Source organism: Nonomuraea sp. WAC 01424, assembly GCF_003947315.1.
GTDB classification, from domain to species: domain Bacteria; phylum Actinomycetota; class Actinomycetes; order Streptosporangiales; family Streptosporangiaceae; genus Nonomuraea; species Nonomuraea spiralis.
Map to the genome: position 1 here is coordinate 441,724 of NZ_QHHZ01000008.1, position 17,541 is coordinate 459,264.

The 17,541-nt window shown below is 71.4% G+C and carries 17 protein-coding genes; 4 read left to right on the forward strand and 13 right to left on the reverse strand.

Translation table 11 applies throughout. The features are described 5' to 3' along the window. Nucleotides 1-90: 90 nt before the first annotated feature. Both DMB42_RS24135 and sppA read left to right on the forward strand, forming a co-directional pair. A complete protein-coding gene (locus DMB42_RS24135; protein ID WP_185844834.1) occupies nt 91-1,449 on the forward strand; it encodes a S8 family serine peptidase in 1,359 nt (452 codons plus the stop codon). Between the two features lie 97 nt (nt 1,450-1,546). Next, the gene (sppA, locus tag DMB42_RS24140) at nt 1,547-3,244 is read left to right on the forward strand and encodes a signal peptide peptidase SppA (protein ID WP_125637247.1); all 1,698 of its coding nucleotides are present in this window, start codon (nt 1,547-1,549) and stop codon (nt 3,242-3,244) included. Here sppA and DMB42_RS24145 read toward each other — a convergent pair. From DMB42_RS24145 to DMB42_RS24170, 6 genes are read right to left on the reverse strand one after another with little or no spacing between them, the layout of a single operon-like run. After that, nucleotides 3,237-3,785 carry a flavodoxin family protein gene (locus tag DMB42_RS24145; RefSeq protein ID WP_125637248.1) on the reverse strand — a complete coding sequence of 183 codons (549 nt, stop codon included), beginning with the start codon at nt 3,783-3,785 and terminating at the stop codon, nt 3,237-3,239. The two genes, sppA and DMB42_RS24145, sit on opposite strands and share 8 nt — an antisense overlap. Further along, nucleotides 3,786-4,268 (reverse strand): flavin reductase family protein, encoded by a 483-nt coding sequence (locus tag DMB42_RS24150; protein ID WP_260477900.1) that lies wholly within the window; start codon nt 4,266-4,268, stop codon nt 3,786-3,788. It abuts the gene before it with no gap. A 37-nt stretch (nt 4,269-4,305) separates the two neighbouring features. Beyond that, nucleotides 4,306-5,232: an ABC transporter substrate-binding protein gene (locus tag DMB42_RS24155; protein ID WP_125637250.1), complete on the reverse strand. Its 927-nt coding sequence runs from the start codon at nt 5,230-5,232 to the stop codon at nt 4,306-4,308. A 40-nt stretch (nt 5,233-5,272) separates the two neighbouring features. Next, entirely contained in the window at nt 5,273-5,965 is a 693-nt protein-coding gene (locus tag DMB42_RS24160) for an ABC transporter permease (protein ID WP_125637251.1), read from the reverse strand. Next, entirely contained in the window at nt 5,962-6,639 is a 678-nt protein-coding gene (locus tag DMB42_RS24165; protein ID WP_125637252.1) for an ABC transporter permease, read from the reverse strand. Before DMB42_RS24165 ends, DMB42_RS24160 begins: the two co-directional genes overlap by 4 nt. Then, complete coding sequence (locus DMB42_RS24170) at nt 6,632-7,684, reverse strand: ABC transporter ATP-binding protein (RefSeq protein ID WP_125637253.1); 1,053 nt, start codon at nt 7,682-7,684, stop codon at nt 6,632-6,634. Before DMB42_RS24170 ends, DMB42_RS24165 begins: the two co-directional genes overlap by 8 nt. Nucleotides 7,685-7,947: 263 nt before the next feature. On the opposite strand from DMB42_RS24170, the gene DMB42_RS24175 reads away from it, so the two are divergent. Continuing rightward, the gene (locus tag DMB42_RS24175; protein ID WP_125637254.1) at nt 7,948-9,585 is read left to right on the forward strand and encodes a sigma-70 family RNA polymerase sigma factor; all 1,638 of its coding nucleotides are present in this window, start codon (nt 7,948-7,950) and stop codon (nt 9,583-9,585) included. 3 nt (nt 9,586-9,588) lie between these two features. Here DMB42_RS24175 and DMB42_RS24180 read toward each other — a convergent pair whose 3' ends face one another. From DMB42_RS24180 to DMB42_RS24210, 7 genes are read right to left on the reverse strand one after another with little or no spacing between them, the layout of a single operon-like run. Then, nucleotides 9,589-10,314, reverse strand: coding sequence for a DUF981 family protein (locus DMB42_RS24180; protein ID WP_125637255.1), 726 nt, complete (start codon nt 10,312-10,314; stop codon nt 9,589-9,591). A gap of 41 nt (nt 10,315-10,355) precedes the next feature. After that, complete coding sequence (locus DMB42_RS24185) at nt 10,356-11,522, reverse strand: lipid-transfer protein (protein ID WP_221762302.1); 1,167 nt, start codon at nt 11,520-11,522, stop codon at nt 10,356-10,358. Continuing rightward, nucleotides 11,522-11,917, reverse strand: coding sequence for a MaoC/PaaZ C-terminal domain-containing protein (locus DMB42_RS24190; protein ID WP_229823626.1), 396 nt, complete (start codon nt 11,915-11,917; stop codon nt 11,522-11,524). Before DMB42_RS24190 ends, DMB42_RS24185 begins: the two co-directional genes overlap by 1 nt. Further along, nucleotides 11,914-12,846 (reverse strand): bifunctional MaoC family dehydratase N-terminal/OB-fold nucleic acid binding domain-containing protein, encoded by a 933-nt coding sequence (locus DMB42_RS24195; RefSeq protein WP_260477901.1) that lies wholly within the window; start codon nt 12,844-12,846, stop codon nt 11,914-11,916. The genes DMB42_RS24190 and DMB42_RS24195 overlap by 4 nt, the downstream gene beginning before the upstream one ends. 26 nt (nt 12,847-12,872) lie before the next feature. Further along, nucleotides 12,873-14,027, reverse strand: a complete 1,155-nt coding sequence (locus DMB42_RS24200; RefSeq protein WP_125637258.1) for an acyl-CoA dehydrogenase family protein — start codon at nt 14,025-14,027, stop codon at nt 12,873-12,875. Continuing rightward, on the reverse strand, nt 14,027-15,016 hold the full coding sequence (locus tag DMB42_RS24205) for an acyl-CoA dehydrogenase family protein (protein ID WP_125637259.1): 990 nt from the start codon (nt 15,014-15,016) through the stop codon (nt 14,027-14,029). The genes DMB42_RS24200 and DMB42_RS24205 overlap by 1 nt, the downstream gene beginning before the upstream one ends. Next, nucleotides 15,016-16,614: an AMP-binding protein gene (locus DMB42_RS24210; RefSeq protein ID WP_125637260.1), complete on the reverse strand. Its 1,599-nt coding sequence runs from the start codon at nt 16,612-16,614 to the stop codon at nt 15,016-15,018. Before DMB42_RS24210 ends, DMB42_RS24205 begins: the two co-directional genes overlap by 1 nt. A gap of 187 nt (nt 16,615-16,801) precedes the next feature. Between DMB42_RS24210 and DMB42_RS24215 the strand changes: the two genes are divergently transcribed. After that, on the forward strand, nt 16,802-17,452 hold the full coding sequence (locus DMB42_RS24215; RefSeq protein WP_125637261.1) for a TetR family transcriptional regulator: 651 nt from the start codon (nt 16,802-16,804) through the stop codon (nt 17,450-17,452). Nucleotides 17,453-17,541: the final 89 nt, after the last annotated feature.

Sequence of the window (17,541 nt, forward strand, 5' to 3'; positions counted from 1 at the left end):
CGATAACAGAACACAAGCGCCTCTCTGACATCCCTTGTCCAATATCTACACTTCTTTACACAAACACCCCCTGAACCCCCGGAGGATCAGTTGAGACTCACGTCTCTGCTGGCCGGTGCGATCACGCTCGCCGCCACCGCTGCGACGCTGATCACCACACCCGCCCTGGCCGACCCCGAGTCCAAGATCGACCCGGCGATCACGTCGACCGGCGAGCACCGTGTCATCGTCCGCGTACGCCAGCCCGCCCAGGTGCGGTCGGCCCTGGCCGGCGCGGAAGGGGTCAGGCAGGACAGGCGGAACGTCGAGGCCACGCCGCCCGCCGAGGTGGCGGACAAGCTGGACTTCTTCGTCTACCGCGGCACCCGCGCCGAGCTGGAGAAGGTGGCCGAGCAGCAGGACGTCGTCTCCATCCGCAAGGACCGGCTCAACGAGCCCTCGCTGGCCCAGAGCGTCCCGCTGATCGGCGCCGACCGGGCGCACCGGCAGGGCTACACCGGCAAGGGCACGGCCATCGCGATCCTCGACTCCGGCATCGACAACGACCACCCCGCCTTCGGCCGGCGCATCGCGGCCCAGGCGTGCTTCTCGGCCACCGACCCGGCCGACGGCTCGACGCCGCTGTGCCCGAACGGCAGCCAGTTCCAGATCGGCGACGGCGCGGCGAACTCCGAGACGCAGGCGTGCGTGAAGGACGCCCCGCAACCCCAGTACGGCCTGTGCTACCACGGCACCCACGTCGCCGGCATCGCCGCCGGCCAGGCCACCAAGGACTTCCCGAACCCCGGCGTCGCGCCCAAGGCGAAGATCATCGCGATCCAGGTCTTCAGCCGCTTCGACAACTCCCCCTACTGCGGCGCCGCGAAGTCGTGCGTGCTGGCCTACGACTCCTCGGTCCTGACCGGCATGGCGTACGCGAACGTGCTGGCCGACCAGTACGACGTCGCCTCGGTCAACCTGAGCCTGGGCGGCGGCAAGTACGACGCGTACTGCGACGAGGGCGACGGCGCGGACTTCAAGGCCGAGGTGGACAAGCTCCAGGCCAAGGGCGCCGCCACCGTCGTCGCCTCGGGCAACAACGGGTTCGACGCCTCGGTCTCCTGGCCCGCCTGCGTCTCCAACGTGGTGACCGTGGGCGCCACCGACAAGCAGGACGCCGTGGCCTCCTTCTCCAACCGGGGCGCCCTGATCGACCTGTTCGCCCCCGGCGTCTCGATCACCGCGGCCATCAGCGGCAACGCGTACGCCACGCTGAACGGCACCTCGATGGCCTCCCCGCACGTCGCGGGCTCGTTCGCGCTGCTGCGGCAGAAGCGCGCGCACGCCACCTCCGACCAGCTTCTCGACGCCCTGAAGCGCACCGGCAAGCCCATCGCCTACACCAGCGCGGGAACCCAGGTCACCACTCCCCGCATCGACGTTCACGCCGCCCTCCGCAACCGCCACTGACCTCACCGGCGCGATTCCAGGCGGACGCCGTCACCCGCGCGTCCGCCTGGACGTCTCCCTTGGGCACGATTCGAAATGTGTCGCTTAGGGTGGCTGTATGGACGCAGGCAGGGCGATCTTCGAAACCGTCGACAAGCTTCGCCAGCGGCGCACCGGCCCGCTGGTCCTGGAGCTCGATCTCACCGAGGGCCTCATGGAAGGACCGCCGGCCGACCCGGTCGCCGCGGTGTTGTCCATGCGCAAGACCCGCCTTTCCGACGTGCTGTCCGGGCTCAGGCGGGCCCGGCGCGACTCCCGGGTCAAGGCGCTGGTGGTCAAGCTCGGCGGCAACCCCCTGGGCCTGGCCATGGTGCAGGAGCTGCGCGAGGCCGTGACCGGCTTCCGCGCCTCCGGCAAGCTGACCGTGGCCTACGCCGAGACGTTCGGGGAGTTCGGCGGCGGGACCGTGCCCTACTACCTGGCCGCCGCGTTCGAGCGCGTCTACCTCCAGCCGAGCGGCGACGTCGGGCTCACGGGCGTGGCCATGGAGCAGCGCTTCCTCAAGGGCGCGCTGGCCAAGCTGGGCGTGGAGGTCGAGGCCGGGCAGCGGCACGAGTACAAGACCGCGGTCAACACCTTCACCCAGCACCACATGACCGATCCCCACCGCGAGTCCATGACCCGCATCGTGGAGTCGGTCGCCGAGCAGCTCGTACGGGGCATCGCCGAGAACCGCCGGCTCGATCCCGCCAAGGTGCGCGAACTCCTCGACCGCGGCCCCTTCACCGCCGCCGAGGCGCAGGAGGCCGGCCTGGTGGACGGGCTCGCGTACCGGGACGAGGTGTACGACGAGGTCAAGCGTGCCGCGGGCGGCGAGGCCCACCTGCAGTTCGTCTCCCGGTACGCGCGCGGCGCGGCCGTACGCAAGCTGCCGCACCCCATGGCCGACGGCATCGCGCTCGTTCACGGCAGCGGCCAGATCAGGGCCGGCCGCAGCGGACGCAGCCCGCTCGGCGGCGGCGGCGCGATGGGCTCGGACACGGTCAGCGCGGCCCTGCGCGCGGCCCGCCGGGACGAGCACGTCAAGGCCGTGGTCTTCCGCGTGGACAGCCCCGGCGGCTCTTACGTGGCCTCCGACACGGTGTGGCGCGAGGTGATGCTGACCCGGCAGGTCAAGCCGGTGATCGTGTCCATGGGCGACCTGGCCGCCTCCGGCGGTTACTTCGTCTCGATGGGCGCCGACGTGATCGTGGCCCAGCCCGGCACTCTGACCGGCTCGATCGGCGTATATGGCGGCAAGCCCGTCATGACCGACTTGCTCCGAAAAATCGGGATAAATTCCGAACTGGTGGCGGAAGGGGCCAACGCCGGCATGTTCTCCACGGCCCGCGGCTTCTCCCCCGAGCAGTGGGACCGGGTGAACGCCTGGCTCGACCGCATCTACGACGACTTCGTGGGCAAGGTGGCCCAGAGCCGCGACCTCACCCGCGAACGTGTGCACGAGCTGGCCAGGGGCCGCGTCTGGACCGGCGCGGACGCCCACGCCAACGGCCTGGTCGACGAGCTGGGCGGCCTTGAGCACGCACTCGGCCTGGCCCGCGAACGCGCCCGGCTGGCCGACGACGCCCCCGTGCGCTCCTACCCCAGGCTCAACCCGCTGGAGCGCCTGCGGGGCCCGGAGTCCAGCGAGGACAGGTCCGCCGCCCTGGCCAGGATGCGCCTGGACGCCTGGGGCCCGCTGGCCCGCCTGTCGGCCGAGCTGGGCCTGCCCGCGGCCGGTCCGCTCTCTCTGCCCGGTTGGTACGTGATCAGGTAGCGCCGAAGAAGGCCGCGGCCCGTTCCAGGGCGCCGGTGTCGTGCAGGATGTCGCCGGGGCGGTTGGCGTAGCCGACGAGCGTGCCGCCCCACGACCCGAAGTACTCGGCCGAGCGGCGCAGCGTGCCGACCAGCGGATCGGCGACCGACTCGTCCTCCTCACTGATCGTGGTGACCGCCCAGGTGGTCTTGCCCGCCATGCGCGCCTTGAAGTCGTACCCGGGCACGCGCATCCAGGCCGACCAGTAGTCCAGGTAGAGCTTGGTGGCGGCGGAGACGCTGTACCAGTAGAGCGGCGAGACGATCACCAGGTCGGTGGCGTCGAGGGTCGCCTCGGCGAGCAGCCTCTCGTTGCCCTCGGGGACGGGGTAGACGCCGTCGCCGGAATGGCGGATGTCCCGGAAGGCCGGGAGCGGGTGGTCGTCGAGGCGCAGCCAGCGTTGCCGTACGTCCGGCGGGAGCGCGGCGGCGGCGTGCCTGGCCAGGGTCTCGGTGTTGCCGTCGAGACGGCTGCTGCCCAGGAGGAACAGGAAACTGCGCATTCAGGATCCCATCGGCCGGTAGCGGGCGCGCAGCCGTACCAGCGGCTGGAGCGCGGGGGCGACATAGGGGACGGCGAGGACCTGCGCGATGAAGAGCGTGTGGTCGCCGGCCGGGACGACCTGGGTCGTCTCGGCCTCCAGGGCCGCCACGCCGCCCTCGATCACCAGCGCCTCGGTGTGCGTCCCGCGGTGGTGGGGGGTGCCCGCCACCAGGAGGCGGGCGCTGGGCCGGCCCGGGGTGGCGAAGCGGCTGGCGACCGCGGCCTGGCCGCAGGACAGCAGCGAGGCCGCCCACCGGTCCTGCCGGAGCAGCACCTCGCTGAGATAGCCGCTGGAGGCCAGGCTGACCACGACGAGCGGCGGTTCGGCCGAGACCGACATCAACGCCGACACGGTCACGCCCAGGTCGTCGCGCCCGTCGCGAACGGTGATCACCGCGACGCCCGCGGCCAGTTGCGCCATCGCCTCCGTGAACTCGCTCACAGCGGAGGCCCCCATCCGGAGGCCCCCGCCGCGGGCGTCAGGCGAGGCCGTTGGAGGTCAGCCATTCCTTGGCCACCGTGGCGGGCTCGTCCTTGTTGACGGAGATCTTCTGCATCATGTCGAGCAGGGACTGCGTGCTCAGCTTGGCCGAGACGGCGTTGAGCGTGGTCCTGATCGCGTCGTTCGCGCCCGCCTTGAACAGCAGGGGCGTGACGTTCTGGGCGGGGAAGATGTTCTTGGTGTCCTGCAGCGGCACCAGGTTGTTCGCCAGCATCTTGGGGTCGGTGGTGAACACGTTGCCGACCTGGATCGAGCCGTCCTTCAGTGCGTCGGCCGTGGCCGGGCCCTTCGGCTCCCACTGCTTGAACTCGATGCCGTAGACCTCCTTGAAGCGTGCCTCCCACCGCTTCTTGAACTCGGGCGGGCCGCCGACGACCATGTTCTTGGAGACCTTGGCGAGGTCCTCCATGGTGTTCAGCGACTGCTTGGTCTGGGTGTCCTTGGTGACCGAGAGGCTGTCCTTGTCCTCGGCCGGGGAGGAGTCGAGCACTTCCAGCTCGGCCGGGAGCTTCTCCTTCAGCGCCGCGTTGACCTCGTCGGTCGTCGAGGCGGTGTTCTTCAGGTCGATGAAGGCCAGCAGGTTGCCGTTGTACTCCGGAACGATGGTCAGGCCACCGCTCTTGACCTGGTCGTAGACGGCCTCGCGGCTGCCGATGCGCGGCTTCTCCTCAACCTGCACGCCCTTGGCCTCAAGCGCCTGGGCGTAGATCGACGCGAGCAGCACGCTCTCGTCGAAGTCGAAGGATCCGATGACGGCCTTGCCCCCGGCCGCGGAAGCCGTCCCACTGGGCGCCGCGCTCGTGGTGTCGAGCGGGTTGCCCCCACCGCCGCCACCGCCACCACAGGCGGCCAGCGCCAGCATCGCCGACATGAGCACCGCCGCGGTGCCGATCATGCGTCTCATTTTCGAATTTCCCTTCTAAAGCGGGAGGTAATACCGGAGACTATCGGACCTTCAGTCTCTGGCTCACCCCCGGCGAAACGGTCACCCTCTGGATGAGGGCGAACACGATCTGCACGACAAGCGCGAACAGCACGATCAGTACTGAACCCCCCACAACGCTCGCGTAATCCTTGGTCGCGAAACCGTCGATCACGAACCGGCCGAGGCCGCCGAGCCCCGTGTACGCGGCGACCGTCGTGGTGGAGACCACCTGGATCGCCGACAACCTGAGCCCGAGCAGGATCAGCGGCAGCGCCACCGGCACCAGCACCCGGCCGAGCACCTGCCCGCCGCGCAGCCCCATCCCGTACGCCGCGTCGCGCAGCTCGGGATCGACGCCCCTGATCCCCTCGTAGGTGTTGACCAGGATCGGCGGCACCGACAACAACACCAGCGGGATGATCACCGGCCAGATCGAGGACGTGCCGAGCAGCAACACGAACAACACCAGCAGGCCGAGCGTCGGCAGCGCCCTGGCCAGGTTGGCCGAGATCACCACGACGACCTCGCCGCGGCCGGTGTGCCCGATGGCCAGCCCGAGCGGCACCGCGATCAGCATCGCCAGCACCAGGGCCAGGACCGAGAACTCCAGGTGCTCCAGCAGCCGCGCCGGGATGCCGTCGGGGCCGGTCCAGTTGGCCCCGGTGCCGAAGAAGTCGGCCAGCCAGCCGAAGAACGCGCTCAACCAGTTCACGACGTCCCCTTCCGCGCGCGTACCCAGGGAGTCAGCAGGCGCTGGGCGAGGACCAGCAGGCCGTCGGCGACCAGGGCCAGCGCGACGATCAGCACGATGCCGGTGACCACCGGCGGCATGAACGGGTTCTGGTAGGCCCGGGTGAACAGGCCGCCGAGCCCGCCCTGGCCGATCAGCGCGCCCACGCTGACCAGGCTGATGCTGGAGACCGCGACCACGCGCAGCCCGGCCAGCACCACCGGCGTCGCGATGGGCAGCTCGACCTGGAGCAGGCGGCGCGTGGGCGTGAACCCCATGGCGACGGCCGACTGGCGTACGTGGTCGGGCACCGAGTTCAGCCCGTCGACCACGGCCGGGATGAGGACGGCCATGCCGTAGAAGGTCAGCGGGATGATCACGGTCGTCTGGGACAACCCGGTCACCGAGATCAGCAACATGAACACCGGCAGCGACGGCAGCGCGTACACGACGTTCATCAGGCCCGAGGTGGGCTGGTAGAGCCAGCGCCAGCGTACGCAGGCCAGGCCGAGCGGCAACGCCAGGACCAGCGCGGCCAGGATCGGGACCAGGGACATGGTCAGGTGGTCGGTCAGCAGGTTCCTGATGCTGTCGGCGCGGCCGGTGTCCCAGTTGCGCGCGATCCATTCCCAGATGCTGGGCGGACCTTCACGCATCGGCGGCCTCCGCCAGGGCTTCGTCCAGGGCCTCCCGGGTGGCCACGCCGACGACCTTGCCGTCCTCGTCCACGGCGACCGCGCAGCCGGAGGGCGACAGCAGCGCGGCGTCCAGCGCCGACCGCATCGAGTCGCGCCCGAGCACGAACGTCCCGTACGGCTCCAGTTCCTCGGGCCGCGAGCCGGCGTACCAGCCGACGGGCCGGTCGTCGGCGGTCACGACCAGCGACCACGGCTCGTCGCTCGCCACCCGGTCGTCCACGGTCAGGTCGGTACGCAGCCGCAACCCCTTCGTGGAGACGAACTGCAGCCGCCTGATCCCCCGGTCGTGGCCCAGGAACTCGCGGACGAAGTCGTCGGCCGGTTCCGACAGCAGCGTCTTGGGGTCGGCGAGCTGGGCCAGCCGCCCGCCCACGCGCAGCACGGCCACGCGGTCGCCGAGCTTGATCGCCTCGTCGATGTCGTGGGTGACGAACACGATGGTCTTGTTCAGCTCCGCCTGCAGCCTGAGCAGCTCGTCCTGGAGGCTGGTACGGACGATCGGGTCGACCGCGCTGAACGGCTCGTCCATGAGCAGCACGGGCGGATCGGCGGCCAGCGCCCTGGCCACGCCCACACGCTGCTGCTGCCCCCCGGAGAGCTGGAACGGGTAACGACCGGCGAGCGCCGGGTCGAGCCCGACGCGTTCGAGCAGCTCCATGGCTCGCGCGCGGGCCTTCTTCTTGTCCCACCCCAGCAGGTACGGGACCGTCGCGACGTTGTCGACGATCTTGCGGTGCGGGAAGAGGCCGGCCTGCTGGATGACGTACCCGATGCCGCGGCGCAGCGTGGGCGGGTCGATGCCGCTCACGGGCACCCCGTCGAGGAGGATCTGTCCCTCGGAAGCGTCGATCATGCGATTGATCATCCGGAGGGACGTCGTCTTCCCGCAGCCCGAAGGGCCCACCAGCACGGTGATCTCGCCGGTGGGCGCCTCAAGGGTGAGGGCGTCCACGGCGGTCGTGCCGTCTGGATAGCGTTTGGTGACAGCGTCGAAAGTGATCACGCGTGACCTCTCGCTCGATGGCAGGGCCGCGGCCCCCCTGCCACGACCGCCGCATGATCTCGTTGGCCCACAAGACTACGGCGGTCCCCACCTCCATGTCCCCTCCGGGGATCGCTTAAGCGTTTCACTGACCAGGGAGATTTACTGAAATTCTCGATCGAGTGGTGCGCCGGACCTGGGAAAGTTGGCATGATTACCTCCACAATCTCCTGACGCGTACCCCTCGCCCTAGCGCCCGCACATTTAGCAAGAGGATCGGCCCCGTGTCCCAGCCGCTCACCGGTCAGCGCCCCCGAGCAGAACTGATCGCAGAGCTCTACGACCGCCATTCCGCCGGGCTGTTCGCGTACTGCGCGGACCAGCTCGGCGATCCGGGCACCGCGTCCGACGTGCTGGTGTCCGTGCTCGGCGGCGTCCCCGACGCCGTCCCGCCCCGCGCCGCCCTGTACGCCTACGCCCGCCGCCAGATCCGCCGCCGGGACGTCGTCTACGCCCCTCCCGTCGTGGACCCGCTCGTGGACCCCGCCTCGGCGCTCGTCGAGCGGGTGCTGCGCGAGCTTCGTCCGCAGCAGCGCGAGGTGCTCGTGTTGTGCGCGGTGTGCGGGCTGAGCATGGCCGAGCTGGCCTGGGTGCTCGACGTCGCGCCCGACACCGCCGAAGAGCTGGCCGTCGGCGCGGGTCAGCGCTTCCGCCAGGTCCTGGGCATGGCCCTCGCCGCGCTGGCCGAGGGCCGGGTGCCGCAGCCGGTCGCCGACGTGTACGGCGCGCTCGCCGTCGCGCCGCTGCGGGACGTCCTCGGACGTCTGCCCTGGCCGGAGCCGCCCGCGATCCTGCGCGTGCACTTCGCCGGCTCGGTGCCGGCCGAGCCCGGGCCGCTGTTCGTCAAGCCGCTCTGGCCCGCGCCGCCCGAGTGGCCGCAGCCGCTCGCCGAGGCGGACCCGGCGACCAGCACCGGGATCTTCCCGGCCGACCTGCTCGTGCCGCCCTCCCCGGGGCGGCCGTCCGTGCACGAGGCGACGACCGCGCCCATGCCCAAGCTTCGGGACCCGCTGGGGGCGCTGGACTCTACGAGCCTGCGCGACCCGGCCGCGCGGGCGGCGTCCGTACGGCCCTTCCTGCCCAAGTCCCCGCCCCAGCCCCAGCCTGAGCCCCAGCCTGCGCCTCCCGCCGTCCAGCCGTTCAGTACGGGCGACTTCACCGCCTCGCCCGCTCCGTGGCCCCGGCCTGCGGCGCCGGCCGGCCGCGGGGAGGGTGCCGTCGTTCCCCCGCCCGGGGAGCGGCCCTTCTTCCTGGCCGCACCCGTGCCCGCGGACGTGCTGGACGACGAGCCGGTGACGCAGGAGATGCCCGCCATCCGGGACGTGCCGGCCATCCGGGACGTGCCGGCGGACAAGGGTCCGGCCCGCGCCGCTCAGCGTCCCTTGGCGGGAGAGCAGCCGGGCAAGGAGGCCGCGCCGCTGTTCACCCCCAGGTCCAGGGCCGCCGCCGAGCCGGTCTACCGCATGCCGCTCCCCGAGCCCTCGTCCGAACCGGCCCCGTACGAACCGGCCCGGTCTGAGTCGGCCGCGTCAGACTCAGCCCTGGCCACCCCCGGCCCGTCCGACCTGGCCACCGGCCACAGCCGTGCCGCGGACTTCGCCTGGGAGCTCGCCCGCGAGCTCGAGGCCGACCGCGAACGTTACCCGGCCCGCGACCTCCAGGACCCGTCCCGCCGCGGGCCCCGCGCCAAGCCGGGCGCTCGCAAGCAGCCGGCGGGCAAGAAGGCCGCGGCCAGGAAGAAGGCGGTCAAGCGGCGCCGGCAGCGGCACCACGACTGGGCCTGGGAGCTGATCGGCTTCCTGATCTGCGTGGCCATCGCGATGATCGTGTTCTTCTCCGTGCCGACGTTCCTGGGCCCGTGAGCACTACATGGTGTTCACGATCAGGCCGATGTGCGTGAAGTAGTTCAACGCGCCGAACAGCAGGAACGCCACCCCGGCGATCCCCCAGCACACGCCGGTGACGGTCGCGACCGGGCCGCCCCTGGCCCGCAACACGAACGGGAACAGCACTGCCCCCACCCCGACCAGCACGTACAGGCCGGAGATGAAGGTGGCCTCCAGCAGCGGCATGCCGGCGAAGGCCCCCGAGATGGGTTCCTGCGGCGGCGCGGCGAACAGCGTGTACGTCCACCCCGCCGCCGCGATCCCGAAGCAGGCCAGCCCCATGCCGAAGACGAACAGCGAGATCGGCCCGGCCGTACGCGCCACGACCTTGCGCCGGTCGGGCGCCACGGTGACCAGCCCCCAGCGTTTCCACAGGTAGAGCGCGGCCGCCAGCAGCAACACGCCGAACGCCAGCGAGGGCTCGCCGAAGATGATGTTGTCGAACGGGAAGCCCTGCCCCGCCAGCGGCCAGGTGAGCGTCATGTGCAGCCCGGTCACCGCGAGGATGGCCCCGACCGCGCCGAACGCCAGCGCCCACCCGTCCACGTGCTCCATCGGGTCGCCGCGGAGCAGCCGGCGGCCGAAGGCGACCACGAGCAGCAACCCGACGCCGGCGGCGACCGCCATGATCGTGTTGTACGTGGGCATCCTGGTCCAGTCGATCTTCAACTCCGGCTGGGCCAGGATCCCGCAAAATCCACTCATACAGGCACGATTACCCTATGTGGCCAAAAACGAACCGATAGTCACGCCGCCGACAGGATCAGCCCGCTCGTCGGCACGCCGGTCCCCGCCGTGACCAGGACGTTCCGCACGCCGGACACCTGGTTGGCGGCCGTGCCCCGGATCTGCCTGACCGCCTCGGCGATGCCGTTCATGCCGTGGATGTACGCCTCGCCCAGTTGTCCGCCGTGCGGGTTGACCGGCAGGCGGCCGTCCAGCTCGATGCCGCCGTCCCGCAGGTAGTCCGGGGCCTCGCCGCGTCCGCAGAAGCCAAGCTCCTCCAGCTGGGCCAGGACGAACGGGGTGAAGTGGTCGTACAGGATGGCCGTCTGGATGTCGCGCGGGGACAACCCCGACATGCCCCACAGTTTCCGCCCGACGACGGACATCTCGGGAAGGCCGCTCATGTCGTCGCGGTAGTAGCTCGTCATCATGAGCTGGCCCGCGCCCGAGCCCTGCGCGGCCGCCGTGATCAGCGCGGGCGACCTGCGCAGGTCGTGGGCGCGTTCGGCGGACGTCACCACCAGGGCCACCGCGCCGTCGCTCTCCTGGCAGCAGTCGAGCAGGTGCAGCGGCTCCACGATCCACCGGGACGCCTGGTGCTCGGCCAGGGTGATCGGCCGCCCGTGGAACCAGGCGGCCGGGTTCGTGGCGGCGTGCCGGCGCATGGCCACCGCCACCCGGCCGAAGTCCTCCGACGTCGCCCCGAACTCGTGCATGTACCGCCGCGCGAACATGGCGACCCACGCGGCCGGGGTCATCAGCCCGTACGGCACGTGCCAGCTCATCTCCAGGCCCTGTGAGGTGGGCTCGCCGGTCAGCCGGGCGTTCGGCTGGCCGAACCGGCGGCCCGAGCGCTCGTTGAAGGCCCGGTAGCAGACCACCGTCCTCGCCATGCCGGTGGCCACGGCCATCGCCGCGTGCGCGACCGTGCCGCAGGCCGCGCCGCCGCCGTACTCGACGCGGGAGAAGAAGGTGAGGTCGCCGATCCCGGTCTCCCGGGCGACGGCGATCTCCTGGTTGGAGTCCTGGGTGTAGGTCACCATGCCGTCCACGTCGGCCGGCGGCACCCCGGCGTCGTCCAGGGCGGCGAGCACGGCCTCGGCCGCCAGCCGCAGCTCCGACCGGCCCGAGTCCTTGCTGAACTCGGTGGCGCCGTTGCCCGCCACCGCGGCCCGCCCGCTCAGCATCACGCGCTCCCGGGCAGGACGAAGGTGACGGTGCCGGTCGCGTGGTCGCCCAGGCTCACCCGGCCGCGCACCTCGGCGGTGTACCGGTCGCCGTCGCGCGCGACGATCACGCCGCTGAAGCTCAGCCGGTCCCCCGCGTACGCCGGGACGCCCAGCCTGACGTTGATGCTCGTGATGACCGCCTCCGGGCCCGTCCAGTCGGTGACGTAGCGTTGCACCAGGCCCATGGTGGTGAGGATGTTCAGGAAGATGTCCTTCGAGCCCTGGGCGCGGGCCTTGGCGGTGTCGTGGTGCACGGGGGTGAAGTCCCTGGTGGCCAGGGCCGTGGAGATCACGGTCGTGGGTGTCAGGTCGACGGCCAGCTCGGGCAGGGCCGTTCCGGTGGCGGGCGTCACGGCTCCTCCGGCGTCCACATCGGCAGGACGAGCTCGTCGTCCATCGGCCGGTACGTCACACGCAGCGGCATCCCGACCTCCACCCTCTCGACCGGGCAGTCGATGACATTGCCCACGATCCGTACTCCTTCCGGCAGTTCCACCACACCCACCACGAACGGGACCTCCCGCCCCGGCACCGGCGGGTGGTGGTGGACGACGTAGCTGTAGAGGGTGCCGCGACCGCTCACGACGACATGGGAGCGGTTGGCCGAGCGGCAGTTCGGGCACATCGGGCCGGGCGGGTGGCGCAACTCGCCGCAGTCCGCGCAACTCTGGACGCGCAGCTCGCCGTCGCGCACGCCCTCCCAGAAGAACGCGGTGTCCCTGTTGACGGCCGGCCGCAGCGGGTACGGCTCCCGCGCGCGGGCGGCGGGCGCCTTCGGCCGGAACTTCAGCACCCGGAAGAGCATCTCGGCGACCGGCCGGTCGTCGTCGCCGTACCAGGTGACGTTCCAGGTGGCGAAGAAGCCGTCGCCCAGGGCGGTGCGCTTCGGCCCGGCGAGTGAGGTGAAGCGGGTGGCGGGGGTCAGCAGCTCGCCGATCCTGGCGTACCGGTGGTAGGTCTGCTCGCAGTTGGTGGCCACGACCCCGGTGTAGCCGCCGGCGTCGAGCGCGGCCATCAGGTCGTCCACCGGCGAGCGGTCCTTCGCCCGCTCCCCCGGGCCCTGCATGGTCCACACCTGGGCCATCGCGGGCGGCGCGACACCCTCGTCGAGGTAGCGGGGGTTGGCGTCGCCCATGGCCGCCAGCCAGTGCCGGATCATGGGGGCGTTCACCGGGTCGGCGGCCGGGGTGCCGCGCAGCTCGCCCATGGCCACCTGCTTGGCGGCCAGCTCGTGCAGCTCCTCGTCGGCCATCGCGGCGTCGGTCATCGCGGCGTCGGTCATCGCGGCGTTGGTAATCGCGGCGTCGGTCATCGCGGCGGCCTCGGCAGGCTCAGGCCGAGCATCGCGATCAGCTCCCGCTGCACCTCGTTGACCCCGCCGCCGAACGTGAGCACCACCGCCCCCTTGACGCCGTGGTCCATGCGCTCGGCCAGCTCGGCCGTCGCGGGGTCGGCCGGGTCGCCGTACCTGGCCAGGATGTCGCAGACGACCCGGCCGATCTCCTGCATGCGCTCGGAGCCGTAGATCTTGGTGGCCGAGGCGTCGGGCGCGCCCAGCCAGCCGAGGTCCATGTTCGCCGCCACCTGCCAGTTGAGCAGCTCGTTCGTACGGAAGGCCGCCCGCACCCGGGCGAGCGCCCGCCGGACGTCCGGGTTGTCCGTCAGCCCGGTACGCCTGGCCCAGGCGAGGAAGCGGTCGTAGGTCTGGCCGAGGTTCCCGGCGGGGCCGAGGGTGACCCGTTCGTGGTTGAGCTGGTTGACGATCAGGTCCCAGCCGCGGTCCACCTCGCCGACGACCATGTTCACCGGCACGCGCACGTCGGAGTAGTAGGTGGAGTTCGTGTGATGGCGGCCGTCCATGGTGACGATCGGGGTCCAGGAGTAGCCGGGGTCGTCGGTGGAGGCGATCATCATGGTGATGCCCTTGTGCTTCTTGGCCTCGGGGTTCGTCCGGGCCGCCAGCCAGATGTACTGGGCGTAGTGCGCGCCGCTGGTGAAGATCTTCTGGCCGTTGACGACGTAGTGGTCGCCGTCGAGCACCGCCGTGGTGCGCAGGGAGGCCAGGTCGGTGCCGGCCTCGGGCTCGCTGTAGCCGATCGCGAAGTGGCACTCCCCGGCCAGGATGCGCGGCAGGAACAGCTCCTTCTGTTCCTGGGTGCCGTACTGCATGAGCGTCGGGCCCACCGTCTGCACGGTGATGATCGGGTACGGCACACCCGCACGGGCGATCTCGTTGGCGAAGATCTGCTGCTCCAGGGGGCCGTAGCCGCCTCCGCCGTACTCCTTGGGCCAGCCCAGCCCGAGCTTGCCGTCGCGGCCGAGCCGGCGGCAGTGCTCCATGTACGCCTCACCGAACGGGTCGTCGGCGATCTTGGCGCGGTCCTCGGCGGTGAGACAGTCGCGGAAGTACGCCCGCAGCTCGTCGCGCAGCGCGCGCTGCTCGCGGGTCAGGTCGATCAGCATCAGGCGAGGGCTCCGATCAGGTCGAGCTGGGCGTCGGCGCCGCCGAGCAGATGGGACAGGTGCTTGGCCTGCGCGAAGTAGCGGTGCAGCGGGTAGGTGACGTCGAGGCCGAGGCCGCCGTGCAGGTGCTGGCAGGTGTAGAGGGCCTTGACGGCCTCGCACACGTGGAACGCGGCCAGCGCCACGTCCTCGTCGGCGGGCAGGCCCTCGGCCAGCCGCCACGCCGCCGACCACATGGCCACGTCGAGGGCCCGGCCCGCGATGTAGACGTCGGCGATCTGCATGGTCACGGCCTGGAACTCGGCCAGCGCGCGGCCGAACTGCCGTCTCGTCCTGATGTAGGTGGTGGTGAGGTCGACCGCCCCGGCCAGGACGCCGCTCGCCTGCGCGGCCACGGCCACGGTGAAGATCAGCCCGGCGTCGGCGGCGGCCTCCGGCCCGCCCAACCGCTCGGCCGGCGTGCCGTCCAGGACGATCGTGCCGGCCGGCTCGCCGGTCGAGGTGAACTCGTGGCTCACGGGCGGCGACGACACCAGGAACAGCCCCTCGTCCGCCGTGACCAGCACGTCGTCGGCCGGGTACGGCACCGAGACCTTGCGTCCCGTCAGCGACCAGCCGTCCCCGTCGGGCCGGGCGGCCGTCGCGGGCGGATCGGCGGGGGCCCGGCCTGGCTCGCGGCGCGCGAGGGTGGCCCGCGTGACGCGCCGCCACTGGCCGGGGTTGCCGTGGCGGGCGAGGGCCAGCGTGCTCACCAGCACCGGCAGCGCCGGTACGGCCGCCGCCCGCGCCCCGGTCTCGCGCCGCACCACGGCCATCTCGACGGGCCCCAGCCCGGCGCCGCCCGCCTCCTCCGGCACGCACACGCCCATGAGCCCGGCCTGCCACAACCCGGCGTCGGCCGCTCCACCGGCGCCCGCCTCCTCCCTGGTCAGAACCTCGGCGGTCAGTTTCTTCAGGTCCTGCTGGGTTTCGTCCAGATTGAAATCCATCAGCTCTCCAAGAGGTGGTGCCTGCCGTGCCGAACGAACTCCTCCTCGATCGCCTTGACGTCCACACCGGTCAGCGGGCGTAACCCGGTCGGGGAACGCCACCAGACGGGGTCGCCGGTCCGCCACGCCTCCTTGACCAGGATGCGCTTGATGACCTTGTGAGAGGGAGTAAGCGGAAATTCCCGAGAAATCCGGATATAGCGGGGTAACGACTTGATCCCCAGGTCGGTGCGCCCGGCCAGGAACGCCGTGAACGCCTCGGCGTCGAACGCCCCCTCCATGATCAGCGCCGCCATGACCTGGTCGCCGGCCGCCGCGTCCGGCACCGGGTAGACCGCCGCCTCGACCACGCCGCCGAACTCCCGCAGGGCGGCCTCCACGGGGGCCACGGCCAGGTTCTCGCCGTCCACGCGCAGGCGTTCGGTGCCGCGTCCGGCGAAGAAGACGTGGCCGCCGGGGTCGGCGTAGGCCAGGTCGCCGGACCAGAACGCGCCGTCCCTGATCCGTTCGGCGTCGCCGTCCGGGTCGTTGTAGTAGCCCTCGAACAGGCCGGGGCCGGAGGTGTTGACCAGCTCGCCGACGGCCTCGTCCGGGTTGAGCAGGCGGCCGCCCTCGATGCGCGCGGGCGGGCAGGCGTGCCCGGTCAGAGGGTCGAGGATCCGTACGCCTTCGCCCAGCCGGCCGAGGCTGCCGGGCGGGCCGCCGGGGTCGGGGGTGAAGGAGATGGCCGTCTCGGTGGAGCCGAAGGCGTCGATCACCCGGCAGCCGAACCGCTCGCCGAACCGCCTGGTCGCGACCGCGCTGCCCTCGTTGCCGAAGGCGATGCGCAGGGGGTTGTCGGCGTCGTCCGGGCGTTCGGGGGTGGCCAGGACGTAGGAGAGCGCCTTGCCGACGTAGTGCAGGTACGTGCAGCCCTGCCGCCGTACGTCCGGCAGCAGGCCGGAGGCCGAGAACCGCCTGCGTACGGCCAGCGCCGCCCCCGAGGCCACGGCCGGGGCGTAGGCGGCCATCAGGGCTCCGGAGTGGAACAGCGGCATCGAGCAGTAGACGACGTCCTCGGGCGTGAGCAGCGCCGCCAGGCTCAGCCCCGGCAGGGCGAGCTTGCGCTGCGTGATCCGTACGGCCCGGGGCCGACCGGAGGTGCCCGAGGTGAAGATCAGCATCACCAGGTCGCCGGGAGCGGCCGGCGCCGGCCGCCCCTCGCCGTCGGCCGGCACCGTGGACAGCGCCATGCTCTCCAGGCCCAGCGCCTCGGCGACCGGACGGGCGACGTCCGCGAACGGGGCGTCCCACAGCAGGAGGTCCACGTCGGTGGCGCGGGCGTCGCGGATCAGCTCGTCGATCGAACGGGTCGGGTTCAGCGCGACCAGCACGTGCCCGCCGATGACCGCCACGCCGAGCAGGAACAGCAACTCCGGGACGTTCTCCCCCAGCACGCCCACGTGCAGGCCGGTCCCGCGCCCGCTCAGCCAGGCCCCGGCGGCCCGGCAGCGGGCGACGTGCTCGCGCCACGACCACACCGCGCCCTCGAACATCAGCCCAGGTCGGTCGTCCTGCGCCCGGTCGAGGAGCAGGGCCGCCAGCGTCTGCGCGATCATCGAGCCTCCAGCAAGCGCTAGGTAAGCCGAATGGCAAACTAGAACAGATTCTAATATCTGTCCAGTACCGGCCTCCTTTGATATGTGGGGACATAGTCCTGTAACGCCTTAGACATGGGCCGATACGGCGTGTTTGTGACTCGCGGGTAACAAGCCGGGTTATCGAGAAATCAGATAACGTGTTCTTATGCGTACCTCGCCCGGGTCATTCTCCGCGCCCCCCAGCGACACCGAGGGGGCCACTGAGGGCCGCGCCGCGCCGGGCGGACGCAGTGTCCGCACCCGCAGCCAGCACCAACGCCGCAAGCGCATCGTCCAGGCCGCCGCCGCGCTGGCCTCGCGCGGCGGCGTCGAGGCCATGCAGATGCGCACGGTCGCCGAGCGCGCCGGCGTGGCGCTGGGGACGCTCTACCGCTACTTCCCGTCCAAGATGGACCTGGTCGTGGCCGTCGTGGGCGAGGAGATCGACCTGCTGGAGAGCAGCATCGAGCGCCGCCCGCCAGGGGCCTCGACGCCCGCCAGCAGGGCCGTCGACGTGCTGATGCGGGCGACCCGGGGGCTCATGCGCGAGCCCGAGCTGGCCGACGCGCTGATCCGGTCGCTGATCATGGCCGAGGTCCAGACGCCGTTCGGCGACCGCATGACGGGGCTGCTGCTGCGCGTGTCGGCCGACGGGCTGACGGTCGACCAGGCCGGCGAGGAGCAGCTCGACCTCGCGGGCTCGCTGGCCAGCGTGTGGGTGCAGGAACTGCTGGAGATGTTGCGCGGGCGGCGCACGTACGACCAGATCCAGCGGCGCATCGAGACCGCCGCGAACCGCCTTCTATCCGACATCTAGCACCTTCCCGACATATCCGTCACGCCCCAAAACGAGCCGGGCCGCCGCCGAAACCCGGTGTTTTGTCAGTGGCGACGGCTATACAGGGG